16 protein-coding genes are annotated in these 15,933 nt (G+C 58.0%); 12 read left to right on the forward strand and 4 right to left on the reverse strand.

Going from position 1 to position 15,933, the window contains the following annotated elements:
• Nucleotides 1-349: 349 nt before the first annotated feature.
• The 3 genes from ACW5XD_RS03715 (at nt 350) to ACW5XD_RS03725 (ending at nt 4,511) form a co-directional block, all read left to right on the forward strand.
• A complete protein-coding gene (locus ACW5XD_RS03715) occupies nt 350-1,648 on the forward strand; it encodes an outer membrane protein transport protein (protein ID WP_456493688.1) in 1,299 nt (432 codons plus the stop codon).
• Nucleotides 1,649-1,901: 253 nt separating this feature from the next.
• The gene (locus ACW5XD_RS03720; protein WP_456493689.1) at nt 1,902-3,158 is read left to right on the forward strand and encodes an OmpP1/FadL family transporter; all 1,257 of its coding nucleotides are present in this window, start codon (nt 1,902-1,904) and stop codon (nt 3,156-3,158) included.
• A 129-nt stretch (nt 3,159-3,287) separates the two neighbouring features.
• Nucleotides 3,288-4,511 (forward strand): EAL and HDOD domain-containing protein, encoded by a 1,224-nt coding sequence (locus ACW5XD_RS03725; protein ID WP_456493690.1) that lies wholly within the window; start codon nt 3,288-3,290, stop codon nt 4,509-4,511.
• Here ACW5XD_RS03725 and ACW5XD_RS03730 read toward each other — a convergent pair.
• On the reverse strand, nt 4,508-5,671 hold the full coding sequence (locus ACW5XD_RS03730; protein ID WP_456493691.1) for a thiolase family protein: 1,164 nt from the start codon (nt 5,669-5,671) through the stop codon (nt 4,508-4,510). The genes ACW5XD_RS03725 and ACW5XD_RS03730 overlap by 4 nt on opposite strands.
• Nucleotides 5,672-5,804: 133 nt before the next feature.
• On the opposite strand from ACW5XD_RS03730, the gene ACW5XD_RS03735 reads away from it, so the two are divergent.
• A complete protein-coding gene (locus ACW5XD_RS03735; RefSeq protein ID WP_456493692.1) occupies nt 5,805-6,200 on the forward strand; it encodes a MerR family transcriptional regulator in 396 nt (131 codons plus the stop codon).
• 68 nt (nt 6,201-6,268) lie between these two features.
• On the opposite strand, the gene ACW5XD_RS03740 is transcribed toward ACW5XD_RS03735, so the two are convergent.
• Nucleotides 6,269-7,507, reverse strand: coding sequence for a dicarboxylate/amino acid:cation symporter (locus ACW5XD_RS03740; protein ID WP_456493693.1), 1,239 nt, complete (start codon nt 7,505-7,507; stop codon nt 6,269-6,271).
• Between the two features lie 269 nt (nt 7,508-7,776).
• On the opposite strand from ACW5XD_RS03740, the gene ppnP reads away from it, so the two are divergent.
• The 3 genes from ppnP to ACW5XD_RS03755 all read left to right on the forward strand — a co-directional run bounded on the left by ppnP (nt 7,777) and on the right by ACW5XD_RS03755 (nt 11,303).
• Nucleotides 7,777-8,061: a pyrimidine/purine nucleoside phosphorylase gene (gene ppnP, locus ACW5XD_RS03745; RefSeq protein ID WP_456493694.1), complete on the forward strand. Its 285-nt coding sequence runs from the start codon at nt 7,777-7,779 to the stop codon at nt 8,059-8,061.
• Between the two features lie 212 nt (nt 8,062-8,273).
• On the forward strand, nt 8,274-9,656 hold the full coding sequence (locus ACW5XD_RS03750; protein WP_456493695.1) for an L-serine ammonia-lyase: 1,383 nt from the start codon (nt 8,274-8,276) through the stop codon (nt 9,654-9,656).
• Nucleotides 9,657-9,932: 276 nt separating this feature from the next.
• Complete coding sequence (locus ACW5XD_RS03755; protein WP_456493696.1) at nt 9,933-11,303, forward strand: L-serine ammonia-lyase; 1,371 nt, start codon at nt 9,933-9,935, stop codon at nt 11,301-11,303.
• A gap of 175 nt (nt 11,304-11,478) precedes the next feature.
• Here the strand turns inward: ACW5XD_RS03755 and ACW5XD_RS03760 are convergent, their stop codons facing one another.
• The gene (locus ACW5XD_RS03760; RefSeq protein WP_456493697.1) at nt 11,479-12,438 is read right to left on the reverse strand and encodes a lytic murein transglycosylase; all 960 of its coding nucleotides are present in this window, start codon (nt 12,436-12,438) and stop codon (nt 11,479-11,481) included.
• Nucleotides 12,438-12,716, reverse strand: coding sequence for a YcgL domain-containing protein (locus tag ACW5XD_RS03765; protein ID WP_043138797.1), 279 nt, complete (start codon nt 12,714-12,716; stop codon nt 12,438-12,440). Before ACW5XD_RS03765 ends, ACW5XD_RS03760 begins: the two co-directional genes overlap by 1 nt.
• Before the next feature lie 107 nt (nt 12,717-12,823).
• Here ACW5XD_RS03765 and minC point away from each other — a divergent pair, with 107 nt between their 5' ends.
• From minC to mtgA, 5 genes are all read left to right on the forward strand, one after another.
• Complete coding sequence (gene minC, locus ACW5XD_RS03770; RefSeq protein ID WP_456493698.1) at nt 12,824-13,540, forward strand: septum site-determining protein MinC; 717 nt, start codon at nt 12,824-12,826, stop codon at nt 13,538-13,540.
• An 18-nt stretch (nt 13,541-13,558) separates the two neighbouring features.
• A complete protein-coding gene (gene minD / locus ACW5XD_RS03775) occupies nt 13,559-14,371 on the forward strand; it encodes a septum site-determining protein MinD (protein ID WP_456493699.1) in 813 nt (270 codons plus the stop codon).
• A gap of 2 nt (nt 14,372-14,373) precedes the next feature.
• On the forward strand, nt 14,374-14,640 hold the full coding sequence (minE, locus tag ACW5XD_RS03780) for a cell division topological specificity factor MinE (protein ID WP_005311265.1): 267 nt from the start codon (nt 14,374-14,376) through the stop codon (nt 14,638-14,640).
• Nucleotides 14,641-14,835: 195 nt separating this feature from the next.
• Nucleotides 14,836-15,162 (forward strand): HI1450 family dsDNA-mimic protein, encoded by a 327-nt coding sequence (locus tag ACW5XD_RS03785; RefSeq protein ID WP_041205707.1) that lies wholly within the window; start codon nt 14,836-14,838, stop codon nt 15,160-15,162.
• A gap of 53 nt (nt 15,163-15,215) precedes the next feature.
• The gene (gene mtgA / locus ACW5XD_RS03790) at nt 15,216-15,923 is read left to right on the forward strand and encodes a monofunctional biosynthetic peptidoglycan transglycosylase (protein ID WP_456493748.1); all 708 of its coding nucleotides are present in this window, start codon (nt 15,216-15,218) and stop codon (nt 15,921-15,923) included.
• Nucleotides 15,924-15,933 lie beyond the last annotated feature (10 nt).

Consider the following 15,933-nt stretch of genomic DNA (forward strand, 5'->3'; position numbering starts at 1 on the left):
TGTCTGCCCGTTCTTCTCCTTTCCTGCCACAATCCTCACCCATTTGCCGCCCAATCACGGTAAGTGGTCGAAATTATTTTTGTGATACAGATCAGCATCAATGCTCACTTTTCGCTCGACAACTGGCAAAAGAGATTATTTAAACGCCAAGTTAAAACAAACGATTAACATATCGGAAACTTTTATGTATTCTGCGATCACTGGTCTGATTTCTTACCTTCTGTCATATCCATAGAATCACGCCAGAATTGAATGGGAAGAAGCTGAAATAACAACAGATCTTGTCGCATACGGCGGCAAAAAAGCCCCGATGCAGACAGAAAATCTGCCTACAAGAGAGAACAACACTATGACCACTGCCTTTTTCAAAAAGAGCCTGATCGCTGCCGCTGTCACCCTGGCCAGTACCCAAACCTTCGCCGCCGCGTTCCAACTGAGTGAACACTCAGCTTCTGGTCTCGGTCGCGCGTATGCAGGGGAAGCTGCCGTGGCGGACAACGCCTCCGTGTTGTCACGCAACCCTGCAGCCATGACCCTGTTTGACAAGATGGCATTCTCCGTCTCCGGTACCTACATCAAACCGGACGTGGATGTCGATGGTGATATCTATGCAGGCCCCGCCATGATGGCCCACGCCAGCGAGAGCGGTATTGCGCCGAACGCCTTCGTACCCGCCACCTACTTCATCCAGCCACTGAACGACCAGTGGGCCTGGGGTATCGGCATGTTTTCCAACTACGGTTTGTCGACCGAATACTCCGATAACTTCAACGGGGGCTCCATTGCCGGCAACACTGAGTTGATGACCTTCAACATCAACCCGAACATCGCCTACCGCGCCAACCAACACTTCAGCTTCGGTGCCGGTCTGAACCTGGTCTATGCCAAGGCCGAACTGAACCGCCGTGCCGGTGTGCTGGCCGCCGTGCCACCGCTGAGCAGCGTGCCGGGCATCGGCAAGGACACCATCGTCAGCCACCTGAAGGGGGATGACTGGGGTTACGGCTGGAACGTGGGCACCATGTATGAGGTGAACGAAAACAACCGTTTCGCCCTGACCTATCGCTCACAGGTAGATTTGAAGTTCAAAGGTGACTATCAGGGAACCTCTTCCGGCTTCAAGACCGTCGGTGGCGAGCTGCCGCTGGATCTGCCAGCCCAGGCCGAGTTTGCCGGTTACCATCGTCTGAACCAGCAGTTTGCCGTTCACTACTCCGTCAACTGGACCGACTGGAGCGCCTTCCAGGAGCTCAGAGCGACCAGCGATCAGTGCAGCAGCACTGACGGAGCCGGTGTTTGCCTGTACAAACCGGAGAAATTCAAGGATTCCACCCGTTACTCCTTGGGCGGTACCTGGTACGTCAATCCATCTTGGGAAGCTCGTATCGGCTTCGCCTACGACAAATCCCCGATCGAGCCAGAGAACCGCAGCCTGAGTATCCCGGACTCCGATCGCGTATGGTATAGCGCCGGTGCCACCTACAACATCGACAAAGACATGAGCGTCGATTTCGGTATGGCCTATCTGGACGGCAAGAAAGTGGACGTCAACGAGAAGCTGGTCGAAAGCAACGATGCGCTGCGCTGGAAGGGCACCTCCCACGGTAACGCTCTGCTGGCCTCCGCTCAGTTCAACATGAAATTCTGATCATCAGCCAATCGACAAGAGCGCCTGTGGGCGCTCTTTTTTTATGCAGAGGTAGGTTTTCAGCGTACAGCTGTAGCAAACAGCTGTACGCTTTTCCTTTTTTATCAAACTATTAGCACTCCATCCTTCAGCATTTAATCTTGTTTTCCTCCTGACTCATCCCCTGCCGTTGCCTTACTGGTCATACCATATAAAATCCTGCTCCCAACCATAAAGCAGATTGAACCCCGAGTTCACTTTCAAGGATTATCCAATGCACTCCATCATGAAGCCGTCTCTCATCGCCTTGCTGGTTTTGTCAGGCCAGGTCCAGGCGGCAGGTTTCCAGCTGGCCGAACAATCCGCCACCGGCATGGGCCGCGCCTTCGCAGGCGAGGCCGCCATCGCCGACAATGCCAGTGTGCTCTCCCGCAACGCCGCCGCCATGACCCGCTTCGATCGTACGGCCTTCTCCGGTGGTTTTATCTATGTGCGGCCCGACGTCAACATTGAGGGTACCACCCGGGTACCCACCGCCATGGGGCCGGTCAGCCTGGATGCGGCGGCCCACGACATTGCCGATGATGCCTGGGTGCCCAACGCCTACCTCATAGTGCCGCTCAACGACCAGTGGCGCCTGGGGCTGGCGGCGACCTCCTACTATGGCCTCGGTGTCGAGATGCCAGACAACTACAATGCCGGCCACTTCGGTAATGTCTCCGATATCAGAACCATGGATCTGGGTGCCTCGCTGGCCTATCGCATCAACCGAGTCTGGTCCGTCGGTGCCGGCCTCTCCGCTATTCAGGGCGAAGGGGAAGTAGGCGGTACCTTCCCCTCCAACAACAAGATCGCCAAGCATCTGCAAGGAGATGGCTGGGCCATGGGCTGGAATCTGGGTACCCTGCTGGAGTTTTCAGACTCGACGCGCATCGGTATCTCCTACCGCCACGACGTAACCTTGAAGCTCTCTGGTGATGCCATCGGCATCGATCAGAGCGGTCAGCCGTTCACCGATACCGGCAGCCTGGAACTGCCCCTGCCCGCCACCGCCGAACTGGCGCTGTTTCACCAGCTGACGCCTGACCTGGCGTTGCACTCAAGCATCAACTGGACCAACTGGAGCAAGTTCGTGCAGCTCGAATCCGAGCTCGACAATCACGGTGTCATGCACATCAAGGACGAGCACTGGGAAGACAGCTGGCGCTACGCACTGGGCCTGACCTATCAGCTGGCACCACAATGGCAATTGCGCTCAGGCCTGGCTTATGATCGCAGCCCGGTGCCGGCTGATCGCCGCACCATCTCCATTCCTGATTCTGATCGGGTCTGGTACAGCGCCGGGGTGGGCTACCAGATCGATCGCAACCTTTCACTGGATTTGGGCCTGACTCTGATCGATGGCAAGAAAGTGGATGTGACCGAAACCATGCAGCTGAAACCCGGGATCCCGCAGACTACCTCCACCTTCCAGGGCACTTCGGAAGGGGATGCCTGGCTGGCTGGCCTGCAATTGAACTACCTCTTCTGACCTCCTGAGGCGCATAACGCCCCTCCATTCAAGCACTATGCCAGTTATTGACCGTTTCTGGCCTCCAAGCGCTGGCATAGTGCGCGTCTTCACAATAAAATCAATCCAGTAATCACGCTGGAGAAATGCATGTATTCATACGTAGCAAGGCAGCCCATTCTGGATCGAGAACTGAAGACCCATGCCTATGAGCTGCTGTTTCGCGACAGTCTGAATAATGTCTTTCCGGTGATCTCCTCCCAACAAGCCACCGCCAGACTGGTGGTCGAGCAGTTCCTTCAACAGAACATAGATCAGCTACTGGGGGGGCGCCCCTGCTTCATCAATTTCCCTCACTCCCTGTTGCTGGAGGGGTTGGCCGAGTGCCTGCCACAAGAGAAGGTGGTGATCGAAATCCTGGAGGATGCCGATCCCGATGATGCCCTGCTGACCAAGGTGCAACAGTTGCATGGGCTGGGCTACCAGCTGGCGCTGGATGACTTCACCATGTCGGCGGAGTGGGAGCGTTTTTTGCCCTTTATCCATATCATCAAGTTTGATCTGCGCGCCACCTCACTGTTGCAGATCAAGGTGTTCATCCAGCAGCATCAGCATCTCAAGCTTATCTATCTGGCAGAGAAGGTAGAGGACAAGGCAGAATTCGAGCGTGCAAAACGACTCGGTATCGATCTGTTTCAGGGCTTCTTCTTCAGTCGGCCCGAGATGGTGAAGCAGGCGACCATGGAGCCAGCCCAGGTGGTGGTGATGCAACTGCTCAACGTGGTTAATCAGCCCGAACCAGACCTTAATCGCATCGAGCAACTGTTGAGCCAGGACATTTCGCTGTCACTCAAGTTACTGCGTTATGTCAATCATTTGAAAAGTCACACCAACCCCATCTCCTCGTTTCGCCAAGCCGCCGTCTATCTCGGTCATACCCAGCTAAAGCGCTTTGTGACTCTGGTTGCCGCCACCAGCGCCGGCCAGGGAAAGAGTGCCGAGCTCTATCAGATGTCCATGATCCGGGCCCGGTTCTGTGAATTGCTGGCCCATGCCCATGCCCCTACCCAACAGGCACAGCAAGCCTTCATCACAGGGTTGTTCTCGCTGCTGGATGTCCTGATGGAGCAGCCGATGGACAAGCTGCTCGGCACCATTCCCCTGATCGAGGAGATCCGGGTTGCTCTGCTGGAACGCAAGGGCAATCTGGGATTTTATCTCTCGTTCTGTGAAGATTATGAGAATGCAAACTGGCAGCGCATCACTGCCAGAACGGCGCGGCTCGGGCTCAACGAAGAGAAGGTCAGCCAGCTCTATCTGGCCGCTACCGCCTGGGTCAACCAGCAATTCCAAGCCATGGCGGACACGGATTAACTCCGCTCGATGGCAATCGCCGTCGCCTCCCCCCCACCGATACACAGGCTAGCCACCCCTCGTTTCAGGCCCCGCGCACGCAACGCATGAATGAGAGTGACCAGGATCCGGGCGCCGCTCGCCCCCAGTGGATGACCCAGCGCGCAAGCCCCGCCGTTCACGTTCACCTTGTCATGGGGCAGGTTGCAACCCGCCATCGCCAGCAGGCTGACCATGGCAAACGCCTCATTGACCTCGAACAAGTCCACCTCATCCACTCGCCAACCCACCTTGGTCAACAAGCCGTGGATGGCACCGACCGGGGCACTGGTAAACTCGGCAGGTACAGCAGCATGGCTCTGATAGCCTACCAGCCGGGCCAGTACCGGCAAGCCCAGTTGCATCGCCGTCTCGGCGCGCATCAGGATCAGCGCCGCGGCCCCGTCCGAGATAGAGCTGGCGTTGGCCGCCGTGATGGTACCCTGCTTGCTGAATGCCGGTTTCAGATGGGGGATCTTCTCGGGTCTTGCTTTGGCAGGCTGCTCATCTTCGGCGAGCAGCAAGGTATCTCCGGCCATCACAGGTGCCAGTTCGGCCTTGAAGGCGCCGCTCTGTTGCGCCGCCAGAGCCCGCTCCAGAGAGGCGATGGCAAAAGCGTCCATGTCGGAACGGGTCAACCCGGCGCGATCGGCACTCTGCTGGGCATAATGGCCCATCAGCTGACCCTCATAAGCATCCTGCAAGCCATCGAGGAACATGTGATCCAGCACGCTCTGGTGCCCCATCCGAAAACCGCTGCGCGCCTTGTCGAGCAGATAGGGAGCGCGACTCATGCTCTCCATCCCCCCGGCGATCACCACGTTTGTGTCACCAAGGCGCAAGCCATCTGCCGCCAGCATCACCGCTTTCATACCGGAGCCACACACCTTGTTGACCGTGGTGCAAGGCACGTTGTCCGGCAAGCCAGCCTTCAGCACAGCCTGACGCGCTGGCGCCTGCCCCACCCCGGCGCTGAGCACATTGCCCAGATAGGCTTCATCGATTTGATCGCCTCTGAGTCCGGTCTGCGCCATGGCGGCGGCGATGGCACAGGCACCCAGCTCGGGTGCAGTCAGGCTGGCCAGGGCTCCCTGAAAGGCCCCCATGGGGGTACGTTTGGCCGCAACAATCACGATATCCATCAATTGCACTCTCCTTGTTACATAGACATAACATATGCTGTCGCCGCAGCAGGAACAAGACTTGCGGGGCAGTTGACGTTTGGGTAAGGTGCCAGCCTGCATTGACAACCAAGATGGCAGCCAAGACAGCCGTATGACCAAATCCAAGGATGACACGCGGACCTACAGCATCAGCGAACTGGCCCGTGAATTTGATGTTACGACCCGAAGTATTCGTTTTTATGAAGATCAGGGGCTTTTGAATCCGGCCCGTCAGGGACAGACCCGGATCTACAGCCGGCAGGACAGGGTGCGTCTCAAGCTGACCCTGCGCGGCAAGCGGCTGGGTTTCAGCCTGGCGGATATCCGCGATCTGTTTGATCTCTACGATGCGGACAAGAGCAGCCGAACCCAGCTGCAGACCATGCTGGGACTGGTGGCCGACAAGCGGGAGATGCTGAAGCAGCAGCTGGAAGACATCAAGATGGTGCTGCTGGAACTCGATGCCGCCGAGCAGCGCTGCCAGCAGGCGCTGACCCAGTTGCAATGACCCCCTGCCAGCCGTCATAAAGAAAGGGGCCCGCGGGCCCCTTTTCATTGTTACCGCGCTGACACGGATTATTTGCTCCAGCGATCCGGATCGTAATCCGGGCTGTAGCGGTCGACGATAATGGCGCAGGCCGCATCCCCCGTGATGTTCAGGGCGGTACGGATCATGTCGAACAGGCGATCCAGTGCAAACAGCAGCGGCAAGCCCTCGATGGGGATCCCGGCCGCCAGCAGCACGGCCACCACTAGGAAGCTCGGTCCCGGCACGCCGGCCTGGCCGATGGCCCCCAGAGTCGCGGTCACTATGATGGCGGCCCAGGCCCCCATGGAGAGATCGATGTTGTAGACCTGGGCGAAGAAGATAGCGACCAGACCGTAATAGATGGCGTTACCGCTCATGTTGATGGTGGCCCCGAGCGGCAGCACGAAGGAAGCCGTGGCGTTGGTCACCTTCAGATCCTGCTCGCAGGTTTCCATGTTGACCGGCAGGGTCGCCATGGACGAGGCGGTGGAGAAGGCGACGATCTGCGGCTTCTTCATGGCCGACAGATACTTGCGCACCGGGGTGTTGGAGAAGAGCACGATCAGCAGCGGGTAGACCACGAAGGCAAAGATCAGGATGGCGGCCAGATAGACCACGAACAGCTTGAGCACCAGAGTCAGCACGTCGAAGCCGTAGGTACCTATGGCCTCGGCCATCAGACCGAATACCCCGAGCGGTGCTATCAGCATCACTTTGTTGATCATCCAGACGAAGGCATCCACCAGGGTGTTGAGCCCGTCCACCAGCGGCTTGGCACGCTCGCGGGGCTGCTTGGCCAGCGCGATGCCGAGGAACATGCAGAACACCAGGATCTGCAAAATGTTGGCCTCGTTCAGTGCCTGGAACACGTTGGTCGGGATCATGCCGAGCAGGGTCGACACGGCATCCGGCAAGGCGCCCTTGTCGGCGTAGTCACCGGAGAACATGGAAGCCATCGAGCCAAACTCGACTCCGACGCCCGGTTTGAAGATTTGCCCCATCACCAGCGCCAACAGCACGGCCAGCGCAGAGGTACCGAGGAAGAAGACCAGGGTGGTAACCCCTATCTTGCCCGCCGCCGGGCTGGCGCCCAGATTGGCCGCCCCCGACAATATGGCGACCGCCACCAGCGGGATCACCAGCATCTTGATCAGCTGGATGAAGAGGGTGCCGAGCGGCGCAAAAACGGTGGCTTGTTCACCCATGAACGCCCCTACCAGCGCCCCCAGCACCATGGCAACCACCACCTGGAAGCCAACGTTCTTGATGAGTCCTTTTGTTAACACAGAATGTTCCTTTAATTAGCAAATATTCACACTTTCCCAGTGCAATTAACCAAACAGGGGAAGAACCGCTGTTCATTCCCCTGAGCGGGCGCTTTATCTCATATTTATCTGCTGTTTTAAATCGCCGGATCGTTAACGGGAGTTATTGATAAGTTTGCAACAAAGTGAAGATTCAAAAGGAACATGACGATTCTTGCCGCTTTGTTCATGACAACTGACAAAACATTGTGCTACTTTTGCTGTGCAAACATGCATACAGGGATGAAAACATGCTGAAAGTTAACGAGTATTTTGACGGAAGTGTAAAATCCATCGCTTTCGAGCAAAAAGGTGACAAAGCCACAGTTGGTGTGATGGATGCGGGCGACTACCAGTTCAATACCGCCGCTCCCGAGCGGATGACGGTGGTCAAGGGTGCCCTCACCATACAGCTGGCCGACGAAGATGAATGGCACACCTACAGCCAGGGCCAATCCTTCGACGTGGCGGGCCACTCCTCCTTCAAGCTGGAAGTGAAAACCCCCACCGCCTACCTGTGCGAATTCCTCGACTGAGTGACCGCCCTCAGATGAGTGACTGAACCGTGCCAAGGAGCGAGCCCAAGTCTCGCTCCTTCTCTTTGATGCCCGGGCGCTCATTCCAACCTTTATTGCCCGCTGCCAGCCACTCATTTGTATGCCGCCATCACACGTCTCAGCTTCCCCGCTTTCCATCGACTACAAAAAAATTACAATGTTTAGACAAAACCCATAATCGGAGTGGTGTCATGATCAGTGTCTTCGACCTGTTTTCCATCGGGATCGGCCCTTCTTCTTCGCATACGGTGGGGCCGATGCGGGCCTCCTGCGCCTTTGTCAAAGAGCTCAAGCGGCAGGATCTGCTACCCAGGATCGAACGGGTAGAAGTGGAGTGCTACGGCTCCCTCGGTCAGACCGGCAAGGGCCACGGCACCGGCAAGGCCATCATTCTGGGGCTGGCCGGTTTTGAACCGGAATCGGTAGACATAGAGGCCATTCCCGCCTTCCTCGGCGAGGTGGATCGCAACCAGTCGCTGCTGCTGGCTGGCGAGCAGCCATGCCAGTTCGCCCGGATCGGCGCCATCATCTTCAATCGCCGCAAGACACTGCCCGCCCACTCCAACGGCATGACGCTGCGGGCCTTCGCCAGTGGCGCTCTGCTGTTCGAGCAGACCTATTACTCGGTCGGCGGCGGCTTCATCATAGAGGAGAGCCACTTTGCGACCGCCAAGGAAGAGGCGGCCCGCTTCGATGCCGCCCACCCCATCCCCTACCCGTTCGAGAGCGGCGCCCAGCTGCTGGCCCATTGCCAGGAGAGTGGCCTCTCCATCTCGGGTCTGATGCTGGCCAACGAGAAGGTGTTTCGAAGCGAACAGGAGATAAAAGCGGGACTGCGCAAGATCTGGCAGGCAATGCAGGCCTGTGTCGAGCGTGGCTGTCGCAGTGAAGGTGTGTTGCCTGGCGGCCTCAAGGTAAAACGCCGGGCCCCGGCTCTCCACCGCCAGCTCAATTGCGAGACCAACTTCAACAAGGATCCCCTGATGGTGATCGAGTGGGTGGACCTGTTTGCACTGGCCGTCAACGAAGAGAACGCCGCCGGAGGCCGGGTGGTCACGGCACCGACCAACGGCGCCGCCGGCATCATTCCAGCCGTGCTGCACTACTATGATCGCTTCGTGCGCAAGGTGGATGATGAGCTGCTGCTGAGCTACTTCCTCACCGCAGCGGCCATCGGCATCTTATATAAGAAGAATGCCTCCCTGTCGGGGGCCGAAGTAGGCTGTCAGGGGGAAGTGGGGGTCGCCTGCTCCATGGCCGCCGGTGCCCTGACCGAGATTTTGGGGGGAAGCCCCGCCATCGTCGAGAACGCCGCCGAGATCGGCATGGAGCACAACCTGGGCCTCACCTGTGATCCAGTGGGCGGTCTGGTGCAGGTGCCCTGCATAGAGCGCAACGCCATGGGCGCGGTCAAGGCCATCAATGCCGCCCGCCTGGCCCTGCGCGGCACGGGTGAGCACAAGGTATCCCTCGACAAGGTGATCAAGACCATGTGGGAAACCGGCAACGACATGAAGACCAAGTACAAGGAAACCGCCCGCGGCGGCCTGGCGGTTAACATTACAGAATGTTAAAAACAGCCAATTGACTCCAATTTGTCCCCCGATACCCGGCCTGGCCGGGTATTTTTATGGGCAAACGCTTAACAAAATGGATAAGCATCAAAATAAATTTTATACTCGCGCCTCTGATTCAACAAAAATAGATCTATTTCAACTTTTTTTAGGCTTTGAACCGTTACACTGCGGTTATCTGGTTCATTGACCTCGGCGACGACGCCCTCGTCCCATGGATCACCCCGTTTCTGCGAGTGGGCATGGCGCCCCCTTCTATCCTGAGGTAATTGTTACATGATCAGCGTTTTTGATATCTTCAAAATCGGTGTTGGCCCCTCCTCTTCCCACACTGTCGGCCCGATGAAAGCTGCCAAACAGTTCGTGGATGAACTGCGTGCAGGCGGCAAGATCCGTGACATCACCCGGATCCAGGTCGATGTCTATGGCTCGCTCTCCTGGACCGGTAAAGGTCATCACACCGACACCGCTATCATCATGGGTCTGGCGGGTAACCTGCCGGAAAACGTCGACATCGACGCCATCCCTGAATTCATCTCCCGCGTAGAGCAGACCGGCCGCCTGCCGATCGGCCTGCACTGCCACACTGTCAGCTTCCCCAAGGGTGCCATGGTGTTCCATGACGAAGCCCTGCCGCTGCATGAAAATGGCATGAAGCTGACCGCCTTCATCGAAGATGAAGCCATCTACAGCAAGACTTACTACTCCATCGGCGGTGGTTTCATCGTCGACGAAGAGAACTTCGGCAAAGCCGACAGCGGCGACATGTCCGTCAGCTACCCGTTCAAGAGCGCGGCTGAACTTATCGCCCACTGCAGCCAGACCGGCCTCTCCATCTCCACCCTGATGCTGGAGAACGAGAAGTGCTTCAACACCCCGGAAGAGATCTACAAAAAGCTCGGCAAGATCTGGAACACCATGCGTGAAGGGATCGAACGTGGCTGCCGCACCGAAGGCGTGCTGGCCGGCCCGCTGCGTGTACCCCGTCGTGCTGCGCCCCTCTACCGCCAGCTGACCACCAACGAGAATCTCTCCAACGATCCGATGAACATCATCGACTGGGTCAACATGTTTGCCTTGGCGGTGAGTGAAGAGAACGCCGCCGGTGGCCGCGTGGTCACGGCACCGACCAACGGTGCCGCCGGCATCATCCCGGCCGTGCTGGCCTACTACGACAAGTTCATCCAGCCGGTGGGTCGCGACGAATACACCCGTTTCTATCTGGCCGCCGGTGCCGTGGGCATGCTCTACAAGATGAACGCCTCCATCTCCGGTGCCGAAGTGGGTTGCCAGGGTGAAGTGGGTGTCTCCTGCTCCATGGCCGCCGCGGGTCTGACCGAACTAATGGGCGGCAGCCCGGAACACGTGTGTGAAGCCGCCGAGATCGGCATGGAGCACAACCTGGGTCTGACCTGTGATCCGGTTGCCGGTCAGGTGCAGGTACCCTGCATCGAGCGCAACGCCATCGCGGCCATGAAGGCGGTCAACGCCTCCCGCATGGCCCTGCGTCGCACCTCCAAGCCGCGAGTCTCCCTGGACAAGGTCATCGAGACCATGTACATCACCGGCAAGGACATGGACTCCAAGTACCGTGAAACCTCCCGCGGTGGCCTGGCCATCAAGGTGATGCAGGTTGCCTGCGAATAAGCAGCATTTGCCAGAAATACAAAAAGGCGGGAATTCCCGCCTTTTTGTTGCCCGTTATTTTGATTGTCTCGCCTGACTCGTCATCCCTGCTCATCCCATATTCCCGCGGCCCATTCACCTATCCAGACAAACACAGCGTTCAACACGTCACCTGAGCCACCCGGCTCTGCGCCAGTTATTCCACGATGCGATCGGCCAGGGTGCCCACCGCCACCACGAAATAGTGGGAGCGATTCCAGTGGCGCAACACCAGATAGTTGGGATAAGCCAGATAGGCGCGACCCTTGGCATCATCGGGGCGCACCAGGGAGGCCTGCATCTCGACCCTGGGCAAGGGTGAACCATTGAGCTGACGTACGCCGAGAGCCTGCCACGCCGACAGCAGTCGGGTCTGCTCCAGCCCGAACAGGGCGGGATCCAGCGCCTCAGGCACCTTGACCTGACGCCCCCAGGTTTCATCCCCATGCCAGCCATTCTGCTGCAGATAATTGGCTGCCGAACCAAACACATCCGCCAGATTGCCCCACAAGTCCTTCTTGCCATCCCCATCCTGATCGACCGCGTATTTGAGGAAGGAAGATGGCATGAACTGCACCTGCCCCATGGCGCCGGCCCAGGAGCCCTTGAAGGCGGCGGGGGTCACATGCCCCTGCTCTATGATGCGCAGAGCATCCAGCAGCTGACCCTTGAAAAAGTCCTCCCGCCGACCATCCCAGGCCAGGGTCGCCAGCGAGGAGATCAGCGGATATGTGCCGGTCAATTTACCGAAATTGGTTTCTATTCCCCACAAGGCGACAATAAAACGAGGTTGCACGTCATATTCCGCCCCTATTTTTGTGAGCAGCGGCAAATGCTGGCGATATAAGGCCTTGGCCTGATTGACTTTCCATTGCGGAACCGCGCGGGGAATATAGTTGTCCAGCGTCAGTTTAAATTCAGGCTGGTTTTTATCGTGCTTGATGGCAGGCTCGATGACCCGAATATCGGCAAAGGCGGCCGCCACGGTTTCGGGCTTGATCCCGGCAACCAGGGCCTGCTGTTTGAGCCCAGTCACATAGGTGGCAAAATCGGGACTGGCCTGCAAGGGGGCACTTAACAGCCCGCTCAACAATAACAGTGCCAGCCGACCCGTCATCAGCCCGAGGCCTTTAATTGTGCCTTGTGCTGTTCCAGCAGATTTTCCGGTGGCGGTGGCACCTGCAGATAGAAGCCCTGGCTTTTCAACGCCTCCATCACCCGGCTGGTCGAGGCGATCCCCAAGGGCCTGGCTGGGTCCAGCTTGGTCATCAATACCAGCTCGGGGCGACCAAATGTACTCATCAGCACCTCGGGTACGCGGGAAAAATCCTCTCTTCTTTCGACAAAAAGATAGGTCTCGGCTTTTTTGCGACTTTTATAGACTGCACATAACATGGAAATTGATATAATCCGACGGGTTTATTGCCTCTGATGGTGGCAAACTATAACATCAGGAATTGAATAACAATAACGGATTACCGTCTCTGTCTCGGGGAAGATTCATGGTTGAGCGCGATAACGAATTGAAAGGGACCACCTTCACTATTTCTGTGTTGCATATCAGCGATGGCAAGCCTGAGCGGATCCGCCAGCTGCTGGCGGCAAAGGTCGCCCAGGCACCCCAGTTTTTTAATTGTGCCCCCCTCGTCATCAATGTGGAACGACTGACGGATATTCCTGACTTCGAACAGCTCAAGGAGCTGGTGGAGTCGGAGGATTTCGTGCTGGTCGGGATCACGGGGACACAAAACGAGGCGATGAAGACGGCCGCCAAGGCGGCGGGTCTGGCAGTGATGGCGTCCGGCAAGAGCCGCAAGGCCGAGCTTCCGCCGGAAAGAGCGCCAATCCCGGCGCCCGTGGTCGAGGTGACGGCCACCACGGCGCCCTTGGTGCCAAGCAAGGTACACGTGGGCCCGGTGCGCTCCGGTCAGCAGCTCTATGCTGCCGGCACCTCGCTGGTGATACTGGGCTCGGTGAGCCCGGGGGCCGAAGTCATTGCCGATGACAGTATTCATATCTATGGCACCCTGCGGGGCAGGGCCATAGCCGGTGCCAAGGGCAACACCCAGGCACGGATCTATTGCCAGCAATTACAGGCCGAGCTGCTATCCATCGCAGGCACGTTCCAACTGAGCGATGCACTGCCGGCCGGCCTGATACAACAGCCGGTACATGTCCGGCTGGATAACGAACAACTCCGAATAGACCATATCAAATAGAGTTACAAGGAAGCGAGAATGGCGCGAATCATAGTCGTTACATCGGGTAAAGGTGGCGTTGGCAAGACCACAACCAGCGCGGCCCTGAGCACAGGTTTGGCTCAGCGTGGCCACAAGACTGTGGTCATCGATTTTGACATTGGCCTGAGGAATCTGGATCTCATCATGGGCTGCGAGCGGCGCGTGGTGTATGACTTCGTCAATGTGATCAACGGTGAGGCCAACCTCAATCAGGCCCTCATCAAGGACAAGCGCTGCGAAAATCTGTTCATCCTGCCCGCCTCCCAGACCCGGGACAAGGACGCCCTGACCCGTGAAGGGGTCGAGAAAATCCTGGATCAGCTGGCCGAGATGAAGTTCGATTACATCGTCTGCGACTCGCCGGCCGGGATCGAAGCGGGTGCCCTGATGGCGCTCTACTTTGCCGATGAAGCGATCGTCACCACCAACCCGGAAGTCTCTTCCGTACGTGACTCGGATCGCATCCTCGGCATCCTGGCCTCCAAGTCCCGTCGTGCCGAGCGCGGCGAAGACCCGATCAAGGAGCACCTGCTGCTCACCCGCTACTGCCCGACCCGCGTCAGCCGTGGCGACATGTTGAGCGTGCAGGATGTACAAGAGATCCTGGCCATCAAGCTGCTCGGGGTGATCCCGGAGTCCCAGGCTGTGCTGCGCGCCTCCAACTCGGGGGAGCCGGTCATCCTGGACAAGGAGTCTGATGCGGGTCAGGCCTATGAGGATGCGGTTGCCCGTCTGTTGGGCGACACCAAGGATTTTCGTTTTCTGGCAGAAGAAAAGAAGGGCTTCTTTAGCCGACTGTTCGGGAGTTAAACATGTCATTATTGGATTATTTTCGTTCCAACAAGAAACAAAACACCGCACAACTGGCCAAAGAGCGGTTGCAGATCATAGTCGCGCACGAGCGTTCATCCAGAGGGGGGCCGGATTACCTGCCCCAGCTCAAGCAGGACCTGCTCGACGTGATCCGCAAATATGTGCAGATTGACCCTGACAAGATCACGGTCCAGCTGGACAAGAAGAGTGATGAGCTGTCTGTACTGGAGCTCAACATCACCTTCGCCGATGACAAGAAGGGATGAGCTGACGCCCCATGCGTGACCCCTTCCCTCAATAAAGACCGGATCCTGTAGCAGGATCCGGTTTTTTATTGCCACAAACGGAGCCAGGTCGCCGCGCCGGATCTCGCCAAGGGCGAAGGGGCCAGCTAGAATACCGCGCGCCACCGTCCGGCATCGCCGACGGGGCTTCTCTTTTTTATTATCTGGAACAGACCAATGTCTTTGAACGACGAAATGCACAGCGTCGAGGAACTGCTCGACACCGCCCTCGAACTCTTCATGGAGCTGGCCTCCGACAACCTGCCGGAGCAGGAGATAGCCCTGTTCAATCAGGCGTTCAACGATCGGGGTCTGCTGGCGGAAACCGATCCGGCCGATGACTGGGAAGCGGACGTGGGTTTTGCCGTGAGCGATGCCGAGTACGCCGAGATCTGGGTCGGGCTTGGCAATGCCGAGCAAGAGTATGAGCACCTGTTTGCCCGCATGCTGCTCTCCCGCCGTGTTGACGAGAAGTTCTGCCACATCGAATGGCTGCCCCAATAATTCCGGATCCCGATGATCCTGGCCAGTATGCCTGGGAATCCGAGCCTGGCCCCGTGCGACCGGCGCTGAAACGCCGTCTGCTGGGCTGGCTCGGCAAGCTGCTGCTTGGGGCCCTGCTCAGTACCATCGTCTCGGTGGCCTTGCTGCGCTTCATCGATCCCCCCATGTGGACCTGGCGCATCGAGCGGGCCCTTTTTCCGCCCGCCAAGGTGGCCGAGGTCAAGCACGACTGGGTGCCGCTCGAGCGCATTTCAGAGGAGCTGCAACTGGCGGTCATCGCCGCCGAGGATCAGCACTTCGCCGATCATAACGGCTTCGACATGGATGCCATCAGCTCGGCCCTCAAACACAACCAGCAAAGCCGGCGGGTACGGGGTGCCAGCACCCTCAGTCAGCAGACGGCCAAGAACCTCTTCATGTGGAGCGATCGCAGCTTCTTGCGCAAGGGGATCGAGGCCTGGTTCACCCTGCTGATGGAGCTGGGCTGGGACAAATCCCGTATTCTCGAGGTCTATCTCAATATCGTGGAGTTTGGTCCCGGCATCTATGGCGCCGAAGCAGCCGCCAGGCATTACTTCGGAAAATCGGCCGCCCGCCTGACTCGCTACGAAGCCTCCCTGCTGGCCGCCGCCCTGCCCAATCCCTGGCGCTATCGGGTCACCCCCCCTTCCCCTTATGTGCAACAGCGTTCGGCCTGGATCCGCCGTCAAATGGGCCAGCTGGGCCAAGTCACCCTCAACCGGGTGCATCAGGCCGACTGATGAATTCAGT

The organism is Aeromonas enterica, assembly GCF_054052465.1.